The following is a 21,821-nucleotide window of genomic DNA, read 5'->3' on the forward strand; positions in this document are numbered from 1 at the left end:
ATTGACTTATGTTGTTTTGGAATAATTAAACCGCAGAGAGCGCAGAGGGCACAGAGGAAGAGAAGAGAGAGATGAATAATTCCGATCTCAACGGATTTGATATTACCCATAAAAAAAAGTAGAGGTGCGATCGATCGCATCTCTACAGTAATTCTAAATAAGGTGCACAATGTGCACCCTACCAATTAGCGGTTCTGGGGAACAGGAGCACTCGGTGCTCCAGAAAAAGTCGCCTCACCAGTCTTAGCCCGCTTCTTGATCAAGATAGGCTTGACGCTGTTTTCTCCACCAATCGGGGGATCTTCTTGTTGAGCGTAATCCGCGCCCATCCAAGCAGGACGGCTTTGATCGAAAGCCATTTGCAAAGCAGCAGCGGCGATCGCGTGGGAGTCGTACTCCTCGGATAACTGAGACACCAGAGGCAAGAAAGATGCCATCCGTTCGCCAGCCAAAGCTTCGCGAACTTTACCCTGCATCTTTTCCAACTGACGAGCTTCAATTTGCGCCCGTGTCGGAATGTTTCGCACCGTCAAGCTCGATCGCACGTGGCGTTCAATCAAGCGCAGTTTGCGGCGATCGACCGGTTGAATCAGCGTAATCGCCGTTCCTTCGCGACCAGCCCGGCCCGTGCGTCCGATCCGGTGAACGTAGCTTTCCACACTGTCGGGCAAATCGTAGTTAATCACGTGAGTCAAGTGATCCACGTCCAAACCCCGCGCCGCAATATCAGTCGCCACTACCCAGCGCACCTGACATTGGCGGAACCGATGCAGCAAGCGTTCCCGCTGTGCCTGATTCAAATTACCGTGATACTCATCAACGCTGTGACCTGCTGCTTGCAGTTGGCTGGTGAGTTCTGCAGCCGACTGCCGAGTCCGCACAAAAATTAGTGCAGATTCCGGGTCTTCCATTTCTAAAATTGGCTGTAGGGCTCTTGCCTTCGACCAGCCACGGGGAATCATGTACACGCCTTGGCTGATGCGCTTTGGCGTTGCTTTGGGCTGTTCTACGGTGACGTTGACTGGGTTACGCAAATGCCGTGCCACCAATTTCCGAATGGAAGCTTCCATCGTCGCCGAGAAAAATGCCGTTTGACGTTCTTTTGGTGCAGCATCCAAGATTTTTTCCACATCTTGGATAAAGCCCATGCTCAGCATTTCGTCAGCTTCATCCAAAACCAGCCATTTTACCTTGTCTAGTTTCAGGCTGCCGCGGCTGAGCATATCCAATATGCGTCCGGGTGTACCGACAACGACGTGAACGCCGCGCTTCAAACGCTGCATTTGACGATCGATCGATTGACCGCCGTACACTGTCAGAACTTGCAGAGAGCGACCCACTTTTACCGGGCCGTCGCTGCTGATGCCGCTCAAATCGCGGATGGCTTCAGTTACTTGCATCGCCAATTCGCGAGTCGGCGTCAGCACCAGTGCTTGCACCGCAGTCACATCTAAATCAATCCGCTCCAAGATGGGCAACGAGAATGCTGCCGTTTTGCCTGTCCCTGTTTGGGCTTGACCCACAACGTCGCGACCTGCTAACAGGTGCGGAATTGCTTGTACTTGGATGGGAGTAGGTTCTGTAAAGCCTAGTGTTTCCAGATGGAGAACGAGTTCTTCCGAAAGACCTAAGCCTTCAAACAATAAATTCATTAATGCTCCTAATAACGAGTCTTAGCCTTCTAAGTTGCCCAACTCGGATGCGGATTTCTGCTCTAGGGCAGGAACTCATAAGAGTTCTTTATGGTGCTGCGCCTGCGCGCACCTTCTTAAATAGCAATCGAGTATAGGGCAGCTCCGTCGATGGTGACTAAATTTACCAATTCGACAGCCGTCTTTGATTTTGTGACATCGCCGATACCAACCGCCAGGGGTCGGGTTATAGGCTTCCAACATTCTTAAAACAGGACATTGGACTTCCTTTGAGGTACTTGCAAGCTTTCCCTCTTAGGCATTTTATAGTGAGGATCATGACCAGCCCCACTTCACTACATAGTAGTAGTAACAGGTTGTTTGGTTCAGGCGCTATCCCGCAATCCGTCGCCTGCGGGATTGAGCAGGGGATGGGGCGACCGTTACCGCCTATCCATCTCAACACTCTTTCGGGATACCGTTGTGGTGTAGGGCGGACGGCGAAGCAATCTCAAATTATCCCCGCTTATTTCTGGCTTGTTATCATCATAACTCTTTACATTCAGAAACAAAACATTAAATTCGTTAAAATTTTCCGATGTTCTGTAGAGATTACCGCACCCCGACGGGGAGGGTCGATTGCCAGATAGGGGCTAAAAAAGTTTAGAACCCCTTTGCTACATATCTTTGCACAATTGTGTACTAACCGTTACTTTTGTTGCACAATCCGCTAATCATTTTTGGCTCGTGTCCGGTTTTTGTTCGCCGCACCGTCTCAGAAGACAACAGTTCCAGCAATACTTACACTTGACCGTAGAGGTCGTAGACATCTGCACCAGTAATTTTCACAGATACGATCGATCCCAGTCGCGCTTCTCCTGTCACATAGACGAGTCCATCTACTTCTGGGGAAAACCGAGCGGATCTACCAATCAACTCGCCTGTCTCTGGTTGTTCTTGTTCTATCAGGACATCAACTACCTGACCGACAGACTCTTGATTCTTCTTCAATGATATAGGTTGTTGTGCCGCCATTACCGAATTGCGCCGCATTTCCATTATTTCTGCAGGTATTTGCTGGGGCAAGCTGAAGGCTGGGGTTCCTTCTTCTGGCGAAAATACAAAAACTCCTACGTGATCGAATTCGTGGCGCTTGACAAATTCCAGCAAGTGTGCTGCGTGTTCGTCGGTTTCGCCGGGGAAGCCAACAATAAAAGTTGTTCGCATCACGGCGCCCGGAAGTGCTGCTTTGAGCCTATCGACTATGGCATCATTGATCCCAGCTTGAAAAGGCCGATTCATCGCCCGCAAAATTTCGGGATGGGAATGTTGCAGGGGTAAATCCAAATACGGCAAAACGTTGGGTGTTTCGCGGATGGCTGCGACAACTTGCGGAGTCAAACCTGTAGGATAGGCGTAGTGCATCCGAATCCAAGGTACGTCTACTTCACCCAAAGCGCGAAGCAGTTCGGCTAGTTTCGGTTCGCCATAAATATCTTTGCCGTAGTTGGTGGTAATTTGAGAAATTAAGATAATTTCCTTTACCCCTTCCGACGCCAATTGCTTAGCTTCGGCGACAATAGACTCGATCGTCCGCGACCTTTGATTTCCGCGCAAGTGCGGGATAATGCAAAATGCACAGCGATAGTCGCAGCCTTCTGCTATTCGCAGATAAGCCACACCTTCTGATGTCGTGCGGTAGCGGGGAGTAGTTTCGTCAGCGATGTAAGTAGGTTCTGAAGAGACGAGGGAAACTCGATCGCCCTTTTCGACCTGCTGCATAACATTGACGATTTTATGATAGTCGCCAGTGCCGACAATTGCGACTGCTTCGGGCAATTCGTCCAGCAATTCCTGCTGAAAATGCTGTGCCATGCAGCCGGTGATCACTACTTTTTTATTAGCTTCTGCCAATTCTACCAAGGTGCGGACCGACTCTTCTCGCGCAGCTTGGATAAAACTACAAGTATTGACTACAACATAATCGGCTAATTCTTCATTAGAATCGACTTGATAGCCCGCTTGAGCCAGCAAGCCGATCATGTGTTCGGTATCGATGCGATTTTTTTCGCAGCCGAGGTGAGTAAATGCGATCGTTGGCTTCGTTGCCATGCAGTAATAGTTAGTGTTGCGCTATTTCTAAGAACTTTTTATGATATCACACTCATTTCCAATTGGCAAGATATTTGGTCTAATTTCTCGATCGGCCGAGAGTGGAATTTTTACTTTGGGGGCGGGCCTAATCACCACCCCACAAGAGTTTTAAGATTTTTACCGATGCAAATCTTGATGCTTTTTAGCTTAAAAAATACTGCTAACCCAACTTACGAGGGGATTTGATCGGACGATACATCCGGGGCGATCGCCAGATTGGCTTCGCCTGACAGCACTTGAACAGCAGCAGACGCAGGTAATGGATCGTAAGAATTTCCGCCCAAACCCTTAACTTGGCGCATCAAAGTGCCCATTTCCAAAGCACTCATCGCATAATTCCAGCCCAAATTGCTTTTAATTCCAGCCCTTTCCAAAGCTTGCTGCATCGTGTCAGTCGTCACCACGCCAAAAATCACCGGCACCCCTGTCTGAAAAGCAGCCGCAGCAATTCCCTTAGCAACCTCACCAGCCACAAAATCGAAATGAGGAGTTTGGCCCCGAATTACCGCACCCAGACAAATTACCGCATCGTAGCGGTGAGAAAGAGCAGCTTGGCGCGCCACCAAAGGAATCTCAAAACTTCCCGGAACCCAAAAAAAGTCCACTTGAGAGCCATGAGGATTAATATCAACCCCGTGGCGTTTCAAACAATCTTGACATCCCTCCAAAAGTTTGTTAACCACCAAATCGTTAAAACGACCGATGACAATCGCAAATCGCAAAGATTCGGTGTGAGTAAAAGTTCCCTCGAAAACAGTCATATTGCTCTAGTTTAGATTTTAGGTTTTAGATTTTTAGATTTTTGTTTGCGAGAAGGCAAAAGTCAGAAAGCAGCAGCATCTCATCTGAATCTCAAGTGCAAAAACATACAGGATCGCGCGGTCTGGAAATTTCCTAGCTTCTGTCGAATGCCTTTCAATCCCTGGTGAATGCCCTCATCCTTCTATCTTTTACCTTCTGTATTCGATAGACTTGGGTGAAATTAAACGACTAAAAAGTTCAATACACCCACTGCAATAACCAGCAAAAACCACAGACCCGATCCGACATAAATCAGGGATTTAGACTGATTCCAGTTTTGGGGAGAGGCATAAGCAACTGGCACGCCAACGACCATCACAAAAGACAGCAGTACCAGACCCAGTAAAACCACTTGAAACAGAATTGATAACATCTTTTCTCCTTTCGATATAACCGTGCGTTGATCGGAAATAGTTTCCCAGAACCGAAAAAAATCTTCCAAATTCTAGTTTTTGACATTTTCCCGATACTTGATCGAGAAATTGTCGGTTGATTGATACGAAAGAACCGAGGCAAATTCGGGCGTTGCGCGAACAGGCGTCAGCGGCTCTTAAGATTTTTATCAATTTTATCATTGTTCGTTACAGCACAGAAAACTGGAAAGGTTAAGTTAAAGCCCGATCGACACATCCGGTTTCAGAGGGCGAGAAATTGCTACTGTTTGAGTTAGAGATGCGGGATTTTCGGCTATGGACTTAGTTTTGTGCCACACAACAGCAGATTTTGACGCCTTGGGGGCGGCGGTGGGACTTTGCGTGCTGCGCCCCGGTAGCAGGATCGTATTGACGGGCGGATGTCACCCGACAGTGCGGGATTTTTTGGCGCTACACCGCGACGAGTACCCACTGATTGAACGCCGATCGGTCAATCCGCAACAAATTCGATCGATTACTATAGTTGATACCTCCGGCCGCGATCGTTTGGGAAAAGCCGCCGAGTGGCTGGATTTGCCACAAGTAAGGGAAATTGCTATTTTCGACCACCACCTAGAGGCGCATTCAGACATCCCCGCTACTGTTACGCAGATCGAAGCAGTCGGAGCCAGCACAACATTAATTGTTGAAAAGCTCAAAAATCAAGCAGAAAACAGCGACATACCCTTCCGCCTTCTGCCTTCGGAAGCAACAGTAATGGCCCTCGGCATCCACGTCGATACAGGTTCCCTCACCTTTGAGGGCGCAACTGCGCGAGATGCAATAGCTTTGGCCTGGTTGATGGAACAGGGAGCGAGTTTGGGGGTCATCGCTGAATATGTAGAACCCGGTTTGTCTCCTCAATTGCAAGATTTGCTGAGAGAAGCGCTGAATAATTTGCGATCGGAAACTTTGCACGGTTACAGCGTAGCTTGGGTGCTGCTGTCTACTGAAGCTTATGTTCCGGGACTTTCTTCGCTGGCTTCTCGCTTGCTCGATTTAACTGAAACCGATGCTCTGCTGTTAGGTAATGTTTATAAATTTAGCGAAAACGAAAACAACCGCAACATCGCTCCCGAATCGCCAGTTTCCAATCGATTAACTATTATCGGTCGATCGCGCATCGAAGGAACAAACCTCAGCGAATTGTTCAAACCCTTCGGCGGCGGAGGCCACGCCCGCGCCGCTTCCCTCGCCACCCGCGATGTTGACCCCCTGCTGACTTTAAATCAGTTAGCTGACGAACTCAAAACTCAAATTCCCCACCCTCCGACAGCGCGCGAGTTAATGTCGTCTCCAGTGCGGAGTATTCGCCCGGAAACCTCGGTGGGGGAAGCTCACCGTATCCTCCTACGTTACGGACATTCGGGGCTTTCTGTGGTCGATGCGGGCGATCGACTGGCCGGCATTATCTCGCGCCGCGACATTGACATTGCCCTGCACCACGGTTTCAGCCACGCCCCGGTGAAGGGTTACATGAGTCCGCAGTTAAAAACGATCGCCCCAGATACCTTGCTGCCGGAAATTGAATCTTTAATGGTGACATACGATATCGGGCGCTTGCCAGTATTGGAAAACGGTCAACTGGTGGGAATTGTGACTCGGACTGATGTGTTGCGGGAATTGCACCAGCAAAAAGCGCGAGACAGGGGAAGTAATGCAGAATTCTCTTATTGTGCCGTGTCCGAATCGGTTGAGCAGTTGTTGCGATCGCGCATCAGTCCCGAATTATGGCAATTATTGTCGATCGCCGCCAATATTGCCCAAAATCGCGGCTGGCAACTTTATATTGTGGGTGGAGCAGTTCGGGATTTACTCTTAGCCACGGATGATACACTGGCGCTAACAGATATCGATTTGGTTGTGGATGGAAAGTGCGGTTCCGACGATTCCGGTGCTGGTGTCGAGTTAGCTTCATCGCTGCAAAAACTTTACCCAGAATCGCGTTTGGACGTTCACGGTCAATTTCAAACCGCCGCGCTTTTGTGGCACAAAGACTCTGCTTTCGGCTCGCTGTGGGTGGATATCGCTACGGCTCGCACTGAATTTTACCCTTATCCGGCGGCAAATCCTGAAGTTGAAGCGAGTTCAATTCGCCAAGATTTGTACCGCAGGGATTTTACAATTAATGCGCTAGCTGTGCGGTTGGGTGTTCCTCGCAGTGGCGAATTGTTAGATTTTTTCTGCGGTTTGCTGGATTTGGAAGCGAAGCAAATTCGAGTTTTGCACGCCAACAGTTTTATCGAAGATCCGACGCGAATTTATCGCGCGGTGCGGTTTGCGGTGCGGTTGGGGTTTGAAATTGAGCCGCAGACGGAAGGATACATCCGCAACGCTTTGGCCAGCGGGATTTATTACCGAATTCAGGGGGAAAATGGCCGAGTTCCGGCTTTGGAAACTAGGCTCAAAAGCGAATTGAAATACATTTTGCAAGCTCCTTACTGGAAAGTTGCTTTGCAAATGCTGGGAGATTTGCAGGCTTTGCGCTGCATTCATCCTAGTTTGGAGTTGGATCGGGAGTTGTGGCGGCAACTGCGTTTGCTCGATCGGTGTTTGAATGGAAGAAGAAGGAAGAAGGAAGAAGGAAGAAGGAAGAAGGAAGAAGGAAGAAGGAAGAAGGAAGAAGGAAGAAGGAAGAAGGAAGAGACAATTCCCTATTCCCCATTCCCCATTCCCCATTCCCCATTCCCCATTCCCCATTCCCCATTATCAATATTCCCGATTGGCAGATGCGGCTGGAAGTTTTGATAGCTTATTTAGCACCGGAATATCGCGGCAAGGTGGCTGCAAATCTTCAGTTACCTGCTGACAGCATTAAGCGGTTGGAAGTGTTGGAAGCCGGAAAGAATCAGTTAGCAGAGAATTTGCCTAAGTGCGATTTGCCGAGTCAATTAGTGTTGCTGTTGAGGAATTATGAATTGCCGGTGTTAATTGCGATCGCCCTACAAAGTCCGCGAAGTGCACGCCGCCAAATTTGGGAATATCTCACCAAATGGGCGAATGTTGCTCCGCCTTTAAATGGCAACGATTTGAAGGCTTTGGGTTATAAGCCTGGGCCTGGGTTTAAACGAATGTTGGATGATTTGTTGGCGGCGAGGTTGGATGGCGATTTGGGCGATCGGGCTGCTGCTATCTCTTTCGTAGCACAACGTTATCCTCAACCTTAGTAGGGTGTGTCAGCAGCGCGTTATTTTTTCTATAATTGATTAGATAATTGCTGACGCACTATACTAAAATTTAAGTTTTCAATCCTAAACAGCCTAACCAGGCGATCGCACATTATTGATATTTCGAGAATTAAGGTGAAAAAACAGCGCGCTCCTGGTTTAATCGCAATTGTCCTTTACAAAACATTTGTGGCTTCCCTCTTGACAGTAACTTCGATTGCTTTGCTTTTTGCATTAAAAAATCATCAAGTTTTAGAAGAATTTTCGCAATCTTATTTGTTAGAGAGCAAACTAAAAATTATTGAATTCATCTTAGACAAAGTTCTAATTCTCCAGCCTAAGAAGTTACTGCTTAGCGGAATGACCGCAGCACTTTATGCAGTCTTAACTGCTTTTGAAGCGGTGGGTTTATGGTACGAAAAAGCCTGGGCAACAATCTTAGTTTTATTGCTAGTCGGCATCAGTATTCCGCCTGAAATCTATGAATTAGTTCAAGGTGTCACGCTACTTAAGTTAGCGGTATTTATCGCAAATCTAGCCGTCTTATGGTATTTGCTGCACCATTTGCCGAAGCACGGTAAGGGAGCTTAAAGTTTTGATTATTCAGAGGAAACTCACTGGATTTTATAAATGTCAGCATTTTCCATTTTAATTTCATAAAACGGCTAATCAGTCAAATAAAAACCTCAATCTTTACAAAAATTTTGTGATTGTAAAGATTCGATAAAGCCAAGAGGGGTTATACCCCCTATGAGTTATAGTGACATATATATAGATGCACCCTGATGGCTTTCCCGTTCCACAAGAGCGGGATTTTTATTGGAAAAATATTGTATTAAGTTTTAAGACACCTGGTAGAGATAGAATTGGTGGAATATTCCAATAAAACGATCGCCCGATGCAAAAATAGCACAGCTAAAGCAAAAACGATGGTTCGGAGCGATCGAACATCCGCCCTAACTCTGCGAAATAACCCAAAGGCGGTAGCATAGTGTGGGAAACGGCATCAATGGAAGATCAACTTAGCGTTCACAACAGCGCTGCAACAGGGCGAAGACACCATAATTAATAGTTGATTGTGCTCTAATTTTTGAAGTTTTAATGTGAGTTAAAAAACAATTAAAAACCCGGTTTATTCTTAAATAAATCGGGTTCTTGAAATCGATGGTGAAGCGCGATTTTCTGTCTACACTATTCGGAAAATAAAAGGGTAGCGGTAAGGTTGGTTAGGAGTTTGCAAAACGTGGAGGATAGCCATTATTGTCAGTCCCCAGTGCAGCAGATAACCTAGGGGCACTAGGATAAAGCCAGCAAGACCAAAAGTGACGACAGTTAACGCCACAATGACGGCGCTGTACAGCCATACATTAAGGTGAAAATTGATGGCTTCTGTGGCGTTTTCTTTGACAACGGGGTCATCTGATACTAACAATACAGCGATCGGCGCTCCGATCGAGAACAGTAACGTGCTGAAAAAAATCGCCCCGTGGCACACCAGTGATAGCAGTTTCCGCTTGTCGGAGTCGTACATATTACTTTTGTTCCTTGACTTTAATGATAATTTTACCTTTAATAGCAACTGTAGCACAGGCTATAATGGCGATCGGGTGATGATTCCCCTACCTAATTTGTGATGACAACAGAACTCGAAACTGAACTGCTAACTGCTGTTGAGCGCCGGCGCAACTTTGCTATTATCTCGCACCCTGACGCGGGAAAAACTACTTTGACAGAAAAGCTGCTGCTGTACGGAGGTGCAATTCACGAAGCAGGTTCTGTGAAAGCGCGGCGGGCCCAGCGACACGCTACATCTGACTGGATGGCGATGGAACAGCAGCGGGGAATTTCTATTACTTCTACTGTTTTGCAGTTTGAGTATAAAAAATATCACATTAATCTGCTCGATACTCCGGGACACCAAGATTTTAGTGAAGATACTTATCGCACTCTGGCGGCGGCTGACAATGCGGTGATGCTTGAGGATGCTGCTAAGGGTTTGGAACCGCAAACTCGGAAGTTATTTGAAGTTTGTAAGCTGCGAAGTCTGCCTATTTTTACTTTCTTTAATAAGCTCGATCGCCCTAGCAGAGAACCTTTGGATTTGTTGGACGAAATTGAGAAGGAATTGGGGTTGCAGACTTATCCGGTAAATTGGCCCATAGGTACGGGCGATCGCTTTAAAGGTGTTTTCGATCGCAGGGCGCGCAAAATTCACTTATTTGAGCGGGCTAAACACGGTTCTCGTGCTGCTGTTGATACTGTCATCGAATTGGGCGATCCGCGCATTGAAGATTTGTTGGAACAAGACCTTTACTATCAGCTCAAAGAAGAGTTAGAACTGCTGGATGAGTTAGGAACTGAACTGGATTTAGATTTAGTTCGGGCTGGAAAAATGACACCAGTTTTCTTTGGCAGCGCCATGAGCAATTTTGGGGTCGAACTGTTTTTAGATGCGTTTTTAGATTACGCAATGAAGCCGATCGCCCGCAAGAGCAGCGCCGGAGACTTGCCGCCAACTTATGAAGATTTTACCGGGTTTGTGTTTAAATTGCAAGCGAATATGGACCCAAGACACCGCGATCGGGTGGCGTTTATTCGGGTTTGTACGGGCAAATTTGAAAAGGATATGAACGTGACTCACGCTCGCAGTGGTAAAACGGTGCGTTTGTCAAGACCTCAAAAGTTATTTGCTCAGGATCGCGAGTCGATCGAGGTTGCGTATCCGGGGGATGTGATCGGTTTGAACAATCCGGGAGTATTTGCGATCGGCGATACTATTTACACCGGCCAAAAACTGGAATATGAAGGGATACCCTGTTTTTCTCCTGAACTTTTTGCTTTTTTGAGAAATCCCAATCCTTCTAAGTTTAAGCAGTTCCGCAAAGGCGTTTCGGAGTTACAGGAAGAAGGCGCAGTGCAAATTATGTACTCGGTTGATGAGTCGAAACGCGAGCCAATTTTGGCGGCTGTCGGACAGTTGCAATTTGAAGTTGTGCAGTTCAGAATGCAGTCGGAATATAATGTGGAAACGACGATCGATATGTTGCCTTACAGTGTAGCTCGTTGGGTTGACGGCGGTTGGGAGGCGCTGGAAAAAGTTGGGCGGCTGTTTAATACGGTGACGGTGAAAGATACTTGGGGAAGGCCGGTTTTGCTGTTTAGAAATGACTGGAATTGCCGACAGGTGGAAGGGGAGCATCCTGTGTTGAAGTTAAATGCGATCGCCCCTGTGGTTTCCGGTTTGGCTGTTAGCGAGGAGTGAGATTACCGCAGGCAAAGGACACAACACTGTTGTGTCCATACAAATGATATTTATTCGGCTTAAATACGCCGGATATAACAAGTTACAATCACGGCTCTAACAGTTTTTCTAAGATGGTGTAAATGTCTTTTTTGTCACCATCTTTACGTCTCCCTAGTCCCACGACAACAACTAGAACTCGATCTTGTTCGACTTGATAAACTATACGATAGCGCTGTCCAACAGCTCGGATGCTGCGAAATCCTGATAGGTTATCTACAAGGGCTTTGCCTTGCTTTTGTGGTTCAACTTTTAGTTGATCAATGCGATCGCGCAATTTTTCCTGTTCTCGTCGATCTTTGACTGCCTCCAACATTTCCAGTGCCAGTGGCGTAAGCTGGATCTCATATTCGATCGCATTTTCTTCGTGATTCATAGTCCCAATTTTGCTTTGGCATTTTCCCAGGAAATAGTTTCCCCTTGGCGTGCTTGGGTGATGCTTTGGCGCAATTTGGCAACGAATTCTGTATCGGTGAGAATATCTAAGGTTTCTAACAGTTCAGTCAAATGCGTGTAGCTCATTGCAGCCATAACGGGAACGCCATCTTGAGTGATGATGATAGGCTCATTGATAAGTTCTTGGGGTAGGTTTGGAAGCTGCTGCTGTGCTTGGGCAATGGTGAGTCGTTTGGACATGGTTGTACTAAAGCAACATTACTTTTAATTTAGCATTTCGGCCCAACTAACTGGTTTCCAGCCGCTGACGCTGGTAACGAGTAAATCCAAAATCTAAGATCCAAAATCTAAAATCTAAAATCGGTTGACGGCGGCCCCCATCTGCGGCTACGCTTTGAAGTGAGAGGTTGCTTGCTTGTAGAGGAGGCAGCCCGCGTCGCCCAAAAATCTAGTTGCACTGCCCAAAGCTGTTGGTAGCAGCAATGGACAGCATAACCGCCAAACTGGGACTAGCAGTCTGGAGGCTAACGGAGTATCTTAACATCCTCTGTAGCCGCCCTGCTATGTGTTGAAATGCGGGGCGGCTGGGTTTTTGGGTTTTTCTAGAAAACCCAAAACCAGGAGAACATATTATGTCACAGGAATTCGTGCCTGACGACAACAAATCCCAATGCCCAAATGACGACTCAGCAGCAGTATGCGAACAGGAAGTGGTGCTGTTAACGGTTGTCGGTTCGCCCAAAGGCGTCAGGGAAACCATACTCACTTTGTACCGACTGGGATTTGCAGAAGTGGGCGATTGGAGTCCCGTACAGCGTGCCGCTAACCCGAAGCAGGTGATGAGCGTGCTGATCCGTCGGAAGCGGGCTGAGGGTACATCGCCGAGAAAATCTGGGCGGTAAGCTGCAAGGTTAAATAGCTAAATTCGAGGGCGGGCTTTTAAGGCTATGTCCCTGAGTCCGGCAGTCCGGCAGGGGTTGAAACCCCTGCCTCAAAGCAAAAGTCCTCTGAAGAGGACTGAAGAATTCATTAGTCCTCTTCAGAGGACTTTTGCTATTAGCCAGGGAATTCATTCCCTGGCGGGCTTTCGGTTTAAGTTAACTGGACACGTCCTCCTCCTTAATGCTGCGTCTTTACTGATTGCGATCGAGCTAACTGCTGACAGTATCGTCACCCAAATTATTGAGAAATTCTTGCAGCGCATCGCGCAAAGTGCGAAGGCGATCGTCATTAGGAGCAATGGCTAAATATCGATTAAATATTTCCAGTGCTTCTTGCCAATTTTTTAGTGCTTCCTGTTGATTAGATAATTTTTCTTGCAAATCACCCAGACATCCCAGTGTGAGTCCTTTGTTCTTGAGAGCCCAGATAGAATCCGGTGCAATAAGTAAAGCTGAATCCAAGGCATCGATCGCCTTTGAGTAAGACTGTTTTGCTGCCTCAGATTCACTTCGCCCTGCTTGCAAATCACCCAGACATCGCAGCGCACTCCCTTTGTTGCTGAGAGTATCGATATCATGCGGTGCAATAAGTAAAGCTGAATCCAAGGCATCGATCGCCTCTGAGTAAGACTGTTTTGCTGCCTCAAATTCACTTAGCCCTGCTTGCAAATCACCCAGACTTTGCAGCGCAATCCCTTTGTTGTTGTTGAGAGCAGCGATATCATCATCATCCGGTGCAATTTCTAAAGCCGAATCAAAGGCTGCGATCGCGTCTAAGTAAAATTGTTTGGCCGCCTCAATTTTAAGCTGTGCTTGCAACTCGCCCAGACATTGCAGCGCATTCGCTGCTTGCAAATCACCCAGACCTCGCAGCGCATTCCCTTTGTTGTTGAGAGCAGCGATCTCCTTCGGTGCAATTTCTAAAGCTAAATTAGAGGCTGTGATCGCGTCTAAGTAAAATTGTTTGGCAGACTCAAATTCACCTAGCTCTGCTTGTAACTTACCCAGACATCTCAGCGCATTCGCTTTGTTGTTGAGCGTAGCTTCATCGGGAATTATAATAATTTGGCGATCATCGCAAGCTGTAACTGCCTCTAAATATTTCTGTGTTGCCTCTGCGTATCTAGCCAAGTGAGCATAGTAATCTCCCTCCAATTGTGAAATTCTGCCAAGCCAAAAGTCGCTTTTAATCCACAATTCACTTCTAACTGCCAGCAGCGACTCGCATTTCCCGTAACGACTCAACTCCAACGCTTCCTCAAACACCTTTTCCCATTCCTTCACACCCCGCTCCCAATCCAAGCGATTAGCATGATAAATTGCCTCAGCAGCATTCCCCAATTCCCGGTAATGCTGCTCTAAAACTTTATGAGCTTCGCGAGTTGTCTGGTTATCCATCTCCGCATACAAGCGCCGCAATAAATCGTGAATTCGATACCACTTTTCACCCCGCTGCGCTTCCTTCCACACAAAGGAAAAACTCGTTAAAATCTCAAACTTTGCACTAGTTGCCTCGAAGTAACAGCCTGTTCCCAATTTTATGTACAAATCCTTATCAAAAGCGCGGCAAGCACTCAGCGAATGCACCGCCCATAGCACTTCGCGATCGACATACAAAAGCAAACGAGCCGTTAACTCCGCAGTCTTATTTTCCAACTTCGGAATCCCCGCAAAATCCGACGACAGCAACTCAATTCCCTGCTTTCTTTTTTCCAGCACCACATCCTTGCACAAACCCAAATAAAACGGATGTACCTGCAAATTCTCCCAACTATCATCAGGATTGACGCTGGCATATCTAATCACAGCATCAGCCAAATCTGCCTTGTCAATCTCCACTTTGTGCAGGTAATCCCTAGCATCGGCTGCAGACAAATGCCCAACCAATTGTGCATCTATCAAAGGTTTGGGAACTGGAAAATTCGACGGACTCTGCCACCCCAGTTGTGTGACTGGACAATCTCGCCCCGCCACAGCAACCACAATCCCCGCTTTGAAATCCAGCGCCATCAGCAACCGCCGAAACCACTCATCTTGATACCAAAAATTTATTCCCTGAGAATTACGTTTTTCATCCCACAATTTCTCGTGAGTATCGAACAGCATCACGAGGCGTTCTGGTTTGTGTTTGCCAGCCATTGCCGCATTCAAATCATCTGCAAACAATTCCGGCAAACAGTCGATTAACTCAGTATCAATATCTTTGCTGCGAATTTCCTCTGCCTTGTCGTCGCTGACACCCAAGCGATTTTTAATTAATTTCATCGCTAGGTTAATCCCGCCCAATTTATATACCAATTTGAAGAGTGCTACACCTAGCGTTCCCACCGGAGCACCCGCCGCCAAAAAGTCAATGGTAGGTGCCAACAATTGAATTACAACATCATCTGGCAAAAGTTGTGCGATAGTTGCGTTTGACTCGCCTTTATTCAGCAAATACCAAAAGCAAGCAAAATCATAATTGGGAAACTTAAATTTATATTTATTTTTTTCTTTCAGCTTGCGCCGCAACATCAGCAAGCCGTAAAATTTATCTTGCGGTTTATCTTCTTTAATCGACGATCCCAATGCGAAATTGTGCCTGACTACGGGTATGGGAGTATAGGTTTTAGGTTCAGGGTGGCGGACGAAATTAGCAACTTCGGCCGCTCTTTCTTCTGGGAGTGCGCCCCATTGTTGCCAAACCTGCGGCGAAAATCTTTTGCAGCAGTTAACCTCCAAGTGTCTTAGCAGCAATGACTTGCCGTTGCCTCCATCGCCGTAAAAATACAAAATTTGTTCGCGGGGGGGGTCTTCGTTTAAATAAATGGCAAATAGGCGGGTAAATTCGTGTCTGCCTGTGAATAGTTCTAATTTGCGATCGTCGCTAATAGATTCGCTTTCAAAATCTTCGTCGTCAATTGGCATAAGTGTGCAGGTGAGGTGTTAATTTATTATACCAATGGGGGATTGAAATTGGGCATAGATATCAATTAGGGGCGATCGCATTTAGGGCATATGTTAAAACTGAGATATTGCACCCTTCTCAATCAGCTTTTGTGAACAGGCAAGATGCCTGTTCCACAAGAAAATTTATCTTTTGTGGAACAGGCATCTTGCCTGTTGCTGACAATGGTACAAGATGTGAGTTAAAACCGTAATCGATCGACCACCCAAGCTATCTTAGAAAGGACGCTAGCGAAAGCACAGTCATGGTACCTCCCACTAATCCAAATCCGGCGGATTCATCTGCAAAACAGTCTCTAGAGGCTGGGCTAGCAGCTTTGAAACAGCAGGATTACCCCACCGCGATCGCCCTTTTAGAATCCGTTACCCAAACCGCAGCCAATGGGCCGTCGGGAATCCGCGCGCAGATGGGGTTGGTGGCTGCGTACAAAGCAACCGGTAATCTTAAAGAGGCGATCGCCCTGTGCTCTTCCCTCGCCAAAAGTCCCAACTCTCAAGTCAAAACTTGGGCCGATCGCGCTTTAAAAGAATTAACCCCCCCTCGCCCCCCAAAACCACCGGAAAATAAACCAAAATCCGCAGAAACTCCCCCCGAAACAGGCTTTGTCGCCTTTGATGCCGGAACAAAATCGCCGAAAAAATCGATTGGGGGCGATCGACCGACCGCCGATAAAAAAACAGGATTTTTACCTTTAGAGCCGGCTGTAGGGTCTGGAAACGCCCAATCGCAACATATTTACCCGCCGCCTCCACTCCCCAAACCGGAAAACTCGACCGAAACTGCACCGGATACCGCAGAAATTAGCGGCGAAAATAGTTCCGCTTCCCCAACAGATATCCCCGGAGTCGCCAGCCCAGATACTTACCAACTCACTTGGCGCCAAGCGGGGCGCGCCGCGAAAAGCCCGCGCCCCCTCAAACCGCTGAAGTTGCTGGAGTTTCGGCTGCAAGCCGTTGCAAGTGCGATCGCCCTATTTTTCCTAGCCCGGTTTGTGCTGCAATTCCTGCTGACAAACACTAATTCTCTGTTGGTTCAGCTTTACATATTCACTAGACTGCCTATTTTCGCGCCGATTCAGCTTTTTTACCGCGATCCAACTCCGTTTGTTCAGATGGTTTTTGGATTGCTTTTGGCCTCGTCTCCCTGGCTGATAGACTCGCTGCTAAAACTGTTTTGCGGCATCGAAACCCTGCGCGGGTCAGTTTTATCCAAGCACAGCAAGGAAGCTAGCCGGGTACTGCGAAGCTTTTGTACCAAGCAAAATATGCCGGTGCCGGTGCTGAAACTCTTGCCGCTGAATGTTCCTGTAGCTTTCAGTTACGGCTGTTTGCCCCGTTTTGCTCGGATTGCTGTGAGTCGCGGGCTGTTGGAACAGTTGACGGATGAGGAAATTGCTACTATTTTCGCGCGGGAGTTGGGCCATATTTCTCACTGGGATTTTGCGCCGATGTCCCTGGCGCTGCTGGTGATTCAGATTCCCTACTTGATTTATTGGCAGGTGGCGCACTGGCAAGAACGGTTGTGCGATTTAATGACGATCGAGTTTTTGCGTTCTGCTGTCAAATTTGTGGCCGCTGCAATTTCTGCTATTAGTTACGGGATTTATAAGTTGTTGCGCTGGCCGATGTTGTGGGTGTCGCGCCGCCGAGTGTATTTTAGCGATCGGACTGCTGCTGAAATTACGGGTAATCCTAACGGTTTGACGCGGGCACTGGGTAAAATTGCGATCGGCATTGCTGGTAATATCGAACAGCAAAAACAAACTAGCTTTTTCCTCGAAAGTTTCGATCTATTGTTACCTGTAGGCGTTGGACAAGCTGTAAACCTTGGTTCTGCTGCATTACACGCGCCGCTGGAACAGATTTTGCTGTGGGATGTCAGCAATCGCGAGCGCAACTGGTTGACGGTTAACCGCGCACATCCCTTGCTGGGAGAGCGTTTGAAGCTATTGGCTCTTTATGCTCAATTCTGGAAGCTAGAGACAGAGTTAGATTTGGCAAACGCGGGAGTGCAAGAACAACCCAAGAAAGAAAAATTGTCTGTGTTTAAGTCAATACTCGAATTTAAAGACTCAAAACTATTTTTACAGGGTGCGCCGTTTTTTGGGATTCCGATGAGTTTGGCGATAGTCGGGGTGCTGTGGCTGATTGGGGGGATTTTTTCGAGGACGAGTATCTGGCAGTTGGATTGGCTTTGGGGCGATCGATCGATTATTTGGGGCTGTTTGCCGATCGGATTTAGCATCGGTACTTTGATGCGGATCAATTATTTCTTCCCGGACATTACACCGCGAGAAACCGCTTCGCCGAGTTTGCCGGAAATTTTGTCAAATCCCGAGAGTTTGCCGCTGGATGCTGAACCGGTGCGGCTGGAGGGGCAACTTTTGGGTCGATCGGGTATGAGTAATTGGCTGGGACAAGATTTGATTTTGCAGACGGCGACAGGGTTGGTGAGGTTGCACTATGTTTCGAGGTTTGGCTACATTGGCTCTTTGTGGCCATTTTTGTTCAAAGAGACTACTCGCCCTAGTGATTTGATCGGAACATCTGTTGTGGCGACTGGTTGGCTGCGCCGGGGTGCTACTGTGGCGATCGACCTTGAAAGTCTCCGCAGTCAAGGAGGGAGGGTTAGTGACAGCGGACATCCGATTTGGTCTGCGATTTTGGCTTTTGCTGCTGCAATTTGGGGCGCATACATTATTATCCAGGGCCCAAGGTGAGGAATAGTTATCAGATTGTGGGGTGAATCTCACATCTTGCACCTTTCTCAAGAACAGGCAAGATGCCTGTTCCACAAAGAGTGAATTTTCTTGTGGAACAGGCATCTTGCCTGTTCATAAAAAGCTTATTGACAATGGTGCAACCTCTCAGGTGAATCGGTCTCAACGGGCAGCCTCGATCGGTTTTGAGTTATACCATTTTTCTAAAGATGTGCTATGGATGAAGTCTTAGCCCCCCCTTAATAAGGGGGGGTTGGGGGGGTAATATCTAGCGCTACTTTATGAAATTGGTATTAAACAGCGGATTGGCGACGTTCTCCGTGCTGGTGGCGCAGTCTACCCGATGTTCTCGGTGCGCGGTGGACACCCTACACTCTTGTTCCTTGTTCCTTCGTAAAGAAAAGTTGCTTTTTTGCCAGCATTCTGTTACATTAGTTTACATGAATTGGATTGAACCAAATAGCGCGATAACTTCAGTTGGCTAAAATCCCTTAAGGCATTGCGTAAAAATTGTCAACCTCCCAACACAGCAAGTACAGCCAGCCGCTTGTCGGCTGTTTTTTTTCGATCGCTATTTTTGCTGTGCCGGATGAATTCTCAAAAGTGATTCAGATGTGGTTTCCGTTAAATACAGACTGAAATCTTCCTAAATAACTAGCTCTGTTACCAAGGCTGTGATACCTTTAAAGAATGCTCGGACTCTGCCGGGCCTGATTTAAGGGATAGTGGGTAAATGAGTAGTTCTCAGCATTAGGAGCGAGATTAGGATCGAGGTAAGATTACTGGCTGAAAAAATGTTAGCCATTTTATCCATCACTGTATTAAACTGAATACTGGCATTCCGATCGCTTACAATTGACATCCTTGGACATAAATTTCTAGACGGCGCTGGCTATAAACATTCTGAATCAAAACCGGAAGCAAGTAATACAGAATAGCCAATAGCTTAAACATTTGAGTGATGACTAAAAGTTTACACAACAACCTGAGATTTAAAAGCTCTCTGCATCGGCGGTTAAGTTCCGGCCTTATCAGAGTAAATCATCTTTTTGTTCTAAAAGGTGGGGGGAGCTGTCAAGGTTGGTGGGAGGAATGCGCCAATTCTCGGGTTATGTGGTGTTTGCCTGAAGTAAATATTCAGTTGACTTCAGGTAATTCTGTTCGAGCAAATTAATTAAAACCCAAGTCGGGAGGAATTTTTCATGTCTATTCGTCTTTATGTTGGCAATCTACCGAAGGAACTCGATCGCCTAGAATTGCAAGAAGTTTTTGCACCGGAGGGCGAATCTGTTACCACCAAGGTAATTACAGACCGCAAAACAGGAAAATGCAGAGGATTCGGTTTTGTGACGGTGCTAACCGACGAACAAGCCGACCAAGTTATTGAGAAATATAACGGCTTGATGTTCAAAGAAAACCCGCTGAAAATAGAGAAGGCACTGCCCCGCTCTAAGGGTAAATCTGAGAAGGGCGAAGACGATCAGCAGCAGTCGCAGCAGTCACCGCAGTTGGTGTCGGCGTCGGCGTCTGTGCCTATGCCTGTGCCTGCGCCACAGCAACAGCAGCGCTCGGCTCCCCCTAGCCAAGGTGGAGGCGGTTCCAGCAAAAGCAATCGCCGTCGGGGTGACAACAACAAGTCTCGCCGCAATCAGTCAGCAGCAACGGTGTCGAGCCCTGATTCCGGCTCGGTGCAGCCAGATCCGCGCTGGGCGAGTGCTCTGGAAGAACTCAAGCAAAGATTGGTGGAAGCTCAGACTACTAATTAGTCGAAAATGGCGGCTAATTGCTGCTGCCTCTCGACTGTGGTTGACTGAATGTATCTGGAAGTGCGATCGAGAATGGGTCAAAAAACCCTGTTCTCGATCGCACTCTTTTATGGTAAAAAACCTCTAATATCTAGCAGTGCGGTAAAATAACCGCGAGCCGGGAAGTAATGAAAACTCCAGTCTTCACTACCAACCCGGTGGATTTTGGTCGATCGACCGAACACGATCTCATATCGTTTCCGGTTGCATCGGAATAATAAAATCGAGTCAACAGTTAACACTCAACCATTCAGTTTTTCGACCCGCCCGTCAACAGTCAACAGTCAACAGTCAACAGTCAACAATTCCGGAGGAGTGACCGGACACGATGTCATATCCTGAGAATGGTTGGCAAAAAACCCGGTTTCTCTGAAAATATAGAGTTAAGCAGCGAAACATTTAGAAAGAAACCCGGTTTTTAGCTCCCCTAAATAATTCCTGGTTATTCGATCGGCCCGAATTCAATTGTCTCAATAAACTCAAAAATCTTGTTCATAATTCCCTCAACTTCAGACTCCAGGGAACCCAATTCATCCCCCTCCTGATAAATTCGCTGACAGCTTACCGTGTAGCAAAAATCGTCAGCAATAAAAGCCATAAGTCCCCGGTAAGCATCCAACCGAGTCAGAGGGCGATCGTTTTCTTGCACGCTGATAGTTGCACCCGCAGGCAAATCTAAAACCACGAAATAAGCTTCTTCATCTTCTAAATATTCTGCGTGGAGTAACTTAGAATTGGCAACATTAGCAAGAATTGCCTGAGAAACAAAATTGTCTAGAAAAGACTTGAGATAACCTTCCTCGCCAACAGACTCGATTGTTTCTTCAACTTCACCAGCAACAGGGAAATAATCAATTTTCAGCAAAACGCCAAAGTCGTCTGAAAATGCGACACAGCCTTCTTGATCGTCAATTTTACCGCCTCGTTGATCGTCAACTGGAATGGGAACGCTAAAATTGCCTTCAGGAGATACGTACCATGCCGCATCGAAATCAGACTCTTCGCCCTCTACTTCCGAGTAAGCAGCAATTACATCCTCAATAATTTCTGCTGCTTCCTCATCTTCCACACCTAATGCTTGCTGGAATTCTTGGAGAAAAGCCTCGTGCTTCTGGGATATTTCGCCATCTGCGACAAACATTGCTGCGGTTATGGCAAAAGTATCCAAAACTAACTCATCTGGCATAGATTCGCAAGCAATATTAAATAATGCTCCTAAACCGTCTTGGGCGACAATACCAGCGAGTCTTTGAAACATTGCTGACATATCATCTTCCGAGTATTCAGCAAATATTTCTGATTCCCAAAGTATGCTTTCTAAGATATCAGCATCCGTGTCAGGGGAATTTGCCTCCGCTGCAACAAGTGCTATGGCTGCTACGGATTCTTCTAAAGTCAAGCTTGCTTCGGATTGGTCTTCTGAATTGAATATTTTATCAAACTTGGCCACAGGTTTTGCCCCGCTAGTGTTTAGTTTTGCTATTCATAGCAAATTTATGACATAAAAAGATAGTAGTCAGGGATACATTGACTGGCAAAATGCCGC

Annotated in this window: 16 protein-coding genes; 7 read left to right on the top strand and 9 right to left on the bottom strand. The window is 47.1% G+C overall.

Annotated elements, in window-relative coordinates; all coding sequences use genetic code 11:
• Positions 1–185: 185 nt before the first annotated feature.
• The 4 genes from QUA43_RS24475 to psbZ all read right to left on the bottom strand — a co-directional run bounded on the left by QUA43_RS24475 (position 186) and on the right by psbZ (position 4,959).
• Positions 186–1,652 (bottom strand): DEAD/DEAH box helicase, encoded by a 1,467-nt coding sequence (locus tag QUA43_RS24475; RefSeq protein ID WP_333085686.1) that lies wholly within the window; start codon positions 1,650–1,652, stop codon positions 186–188.
• A gap of 780 nt (positions 1,653–2,432) precedes the next feature.
• Positions 2,433–3,743: a 30S ribosomal protein S12 methylthiotransferase RimO gene (gene rimO, locus QUA43_RS24480; protein WP_333059616.1), complete on the bottom strand. Its 1,311-nt coding sequence runs from the start codon at positions 3,741–3,743 to the stop codon at positions 2,433–2,435.
• 212 nt (positions 3,744–3,955) lie between these two features.
• Complete coding sequence (gene ribH / locus QUA43_RS24485) at positions 3,956–4,546, bottom strand: 6,7-dimethyl-8-ribityllumazine synthase (protein WP_333377177.1); 591 nt, start codon at positions 4,544–4,546, stop codon at positions 3,956–3,958.
• A gap of 221 nt (positions 4,547–4,767) precedes the next feature.
• Positions 4,768–4,959: a photosystem II reaction center protein PsbZ gene (gene psbZ, locus QUA43_RS24490; RefSeq protein ID WP_190735314.1), complete on the bottom strand. Its 192-nt coding sequence runs from the start codon at positions 4,957–4,959 to the stop codon at positions 4,768–4,770.
• Positions 4,960–5,275: 316 nt separating this feature from the next.
• Here psbZ and QUA43_RS24495 point away from each other — a divergent pair, with 316 nt between their 5' ends.
• The 3 genes from QUA43_RS24495 to QUA43_RS24505 all read left to right on the top strand — a co-directional run bounded on the left by QUA43_RS24495 (position 5,276) and on the right by QUA43_RS24505 (position 8,757).
• Positions 5,276–7,747 (top strand): CBS domain-containing protein, encoded by a 2,472-nt coding sequence (locus QUA43_RS24495; protein ID WP_333377179.1) that lies wholly within the window; start codon positions 5,276–5,278, stop codon positions 7,745–7,747.
• Entirely contained in the window at positions 7,729–8,166 is a 438-nt protein-coding gene (locus tag QUA43_RS24500; RefSeq protein ID WP_333377181.1) for a hypothetical protein, read from the top strand. The genes QUA43_RS24495 and QUA43_RS24500 overlap by 19 nt, the downstream gene beginning before the upstream one ends.
• Positions 8,167–8,301: 135 nt before the next feature.
• Positions 8,302–8,757 (top strand): DUF2127 domain-containing protein, encoded by a 456-nt coding sequence (locus QUA43_RS24505; RefSeq protein WP_333377183.1) that lies wholly within the window; start codon positions 8,302–8,304, stop codon positions 8,755–8,757.
• A gap of 595 nt (positions 8,758–9,352) precedes the next feature.
• On the opposite strand, the gene QUA43_RS24510 is transcribed toward QUA43_RS24505, so the two are convergent.
• Positions 9,353–9,697: a DUF4870 domain-containing protein gene (locus QUA43_RS24510; RefSeq protein ID WP_333058248.1), complete on the bottom strand. Its 345-nt coding sequence runs from the start codon at positions 9,695–9,697 to the stop codon at positions 9,353–9,355.
• Between the two features lie 102 nt (positions 9,698–9,799).
• Between QUA43_RS24510 and prfC the strand changes: the two genes are divergently transcribed.
• Positions 9,800–11,428 (top strand): peptide chain release factor 3, encoded by a 1,629-nt coding sequence (prfC, locus tag QUA43_RS24515; RefSeq protein ID WP_333247360.1) that lies wholly within the window; start codon positions 9,800–9,802, stop codon positions 11,426–11,428.
• 88 nt (positions 11,429–11,516) lie between these two features.
• Here the strand turns inward: prfC and QUA43_RS24520 are convergent, their stop codons facing one another.
• Positions 11,517–11,843, bottom strand: a complete 327-nt coding sequence (locus QUA43_RS24520) for a type II toxin-antitoxin system RelE/ParE family toxin (RefSeq protein WP_333228791.1) — start codon at positions 11,841–11,843, stop codon at positions 11,517–11,519.
• A complete protein-coding gene (locus QUA43_RS24525; protein WP_015177371.1) occupies positions 11,840–12,103 on the bottom strand; it encodes a type II toxin-antitoxin system Phd/YefM family antitoxin in 264 nt (87 codons plus the stop codon). Before QUA43_RS24525 ends, QUA43_RS24520 begins: the two co-directional genes overlap by 4 nt.
• Before the next feature lie 392 nt (positions 12,104–12,495).
• Here QUA43_RS24525 and QUA43_RS24530 point away from each other — a divergent pair, with 392 nt between their 5' ends.
• Complete coding sequence (locus QUA43_RS24530; RefSeq protein ID WP_333085680.1) at positions 12,496–12,765, top strand: hypothetical protein; 270 nt, start codon at positions 12,496–12,498, stop codon at positions 12,763–12,765.
• Positions 12,766–13,014: 249 nt separating this feature from the next.
• On the opposite strand, the gene QUA43_RS24535 is transcribed toward QUA43_RS24530, so the two are convergent.
• A complete protein-coding gene (locus tag QUA43_RS24535; protein WP_333377187.1) occupies positions 13,015–15,711 on the bottom strand; it encodes a hypothetical protein in 2,697 nt (898 codons plus the stop codon).
• Positions 15,712–15,995: 284 nt separating this feature from the next.
• Between QUA43_RS24535 and QUA43_RS24540 the strand changes: the two genes are divergently transcribed.
• On the top strand, positions 15,996–18,470 hold the full coding sequence (locus QUA43_RS24540; RefSeq protein ID WP_333377189.1) for a zinc metalloprotease HtpX: 2,475 nt from the start codon (positions 15,996–15,998) through the stop codon (positions 18,468–18,470).
• 1,202 nt (positions 18,471–19,672) lie between these two features.
• A complete protein-coding gene (locus tag QUA43_RS24545) occupies positions 19,673–20,236 on the top strand; it encodes an RNA-binding protein (protein WP_333377191.1) in 564 nt (187 codons plus the stop codon).
• A 481-nt stretch (positions 20,237–20,717) separates the two neighbouring features.
• Here the strand turns inward: QUA43_RS24545 and QUA43_RS24550 are convergent, their stop codons facing one another.
• Entirely contained in the window at positions 20,718–21,725 is a 1,008-nt protein-coding gene (locus QUA43_RS24550; RefSeq protein WP_333377193.1) for a tellurite resistance TerB family protein, read from the bottom strand.
• Positions 21,726–21,821: the final 96 nt, after the last annotated feature.

Source organism: Microcoleus sp. N9_B4 (assembly GCF_036701635.1).
In the GTDB taxonomy this organism is placed as follows: Bacteria; Cyanobacteriota; Cyanobacteriia; order Cyanobacteriales; family Microcoleaceae; genus Microcoleus.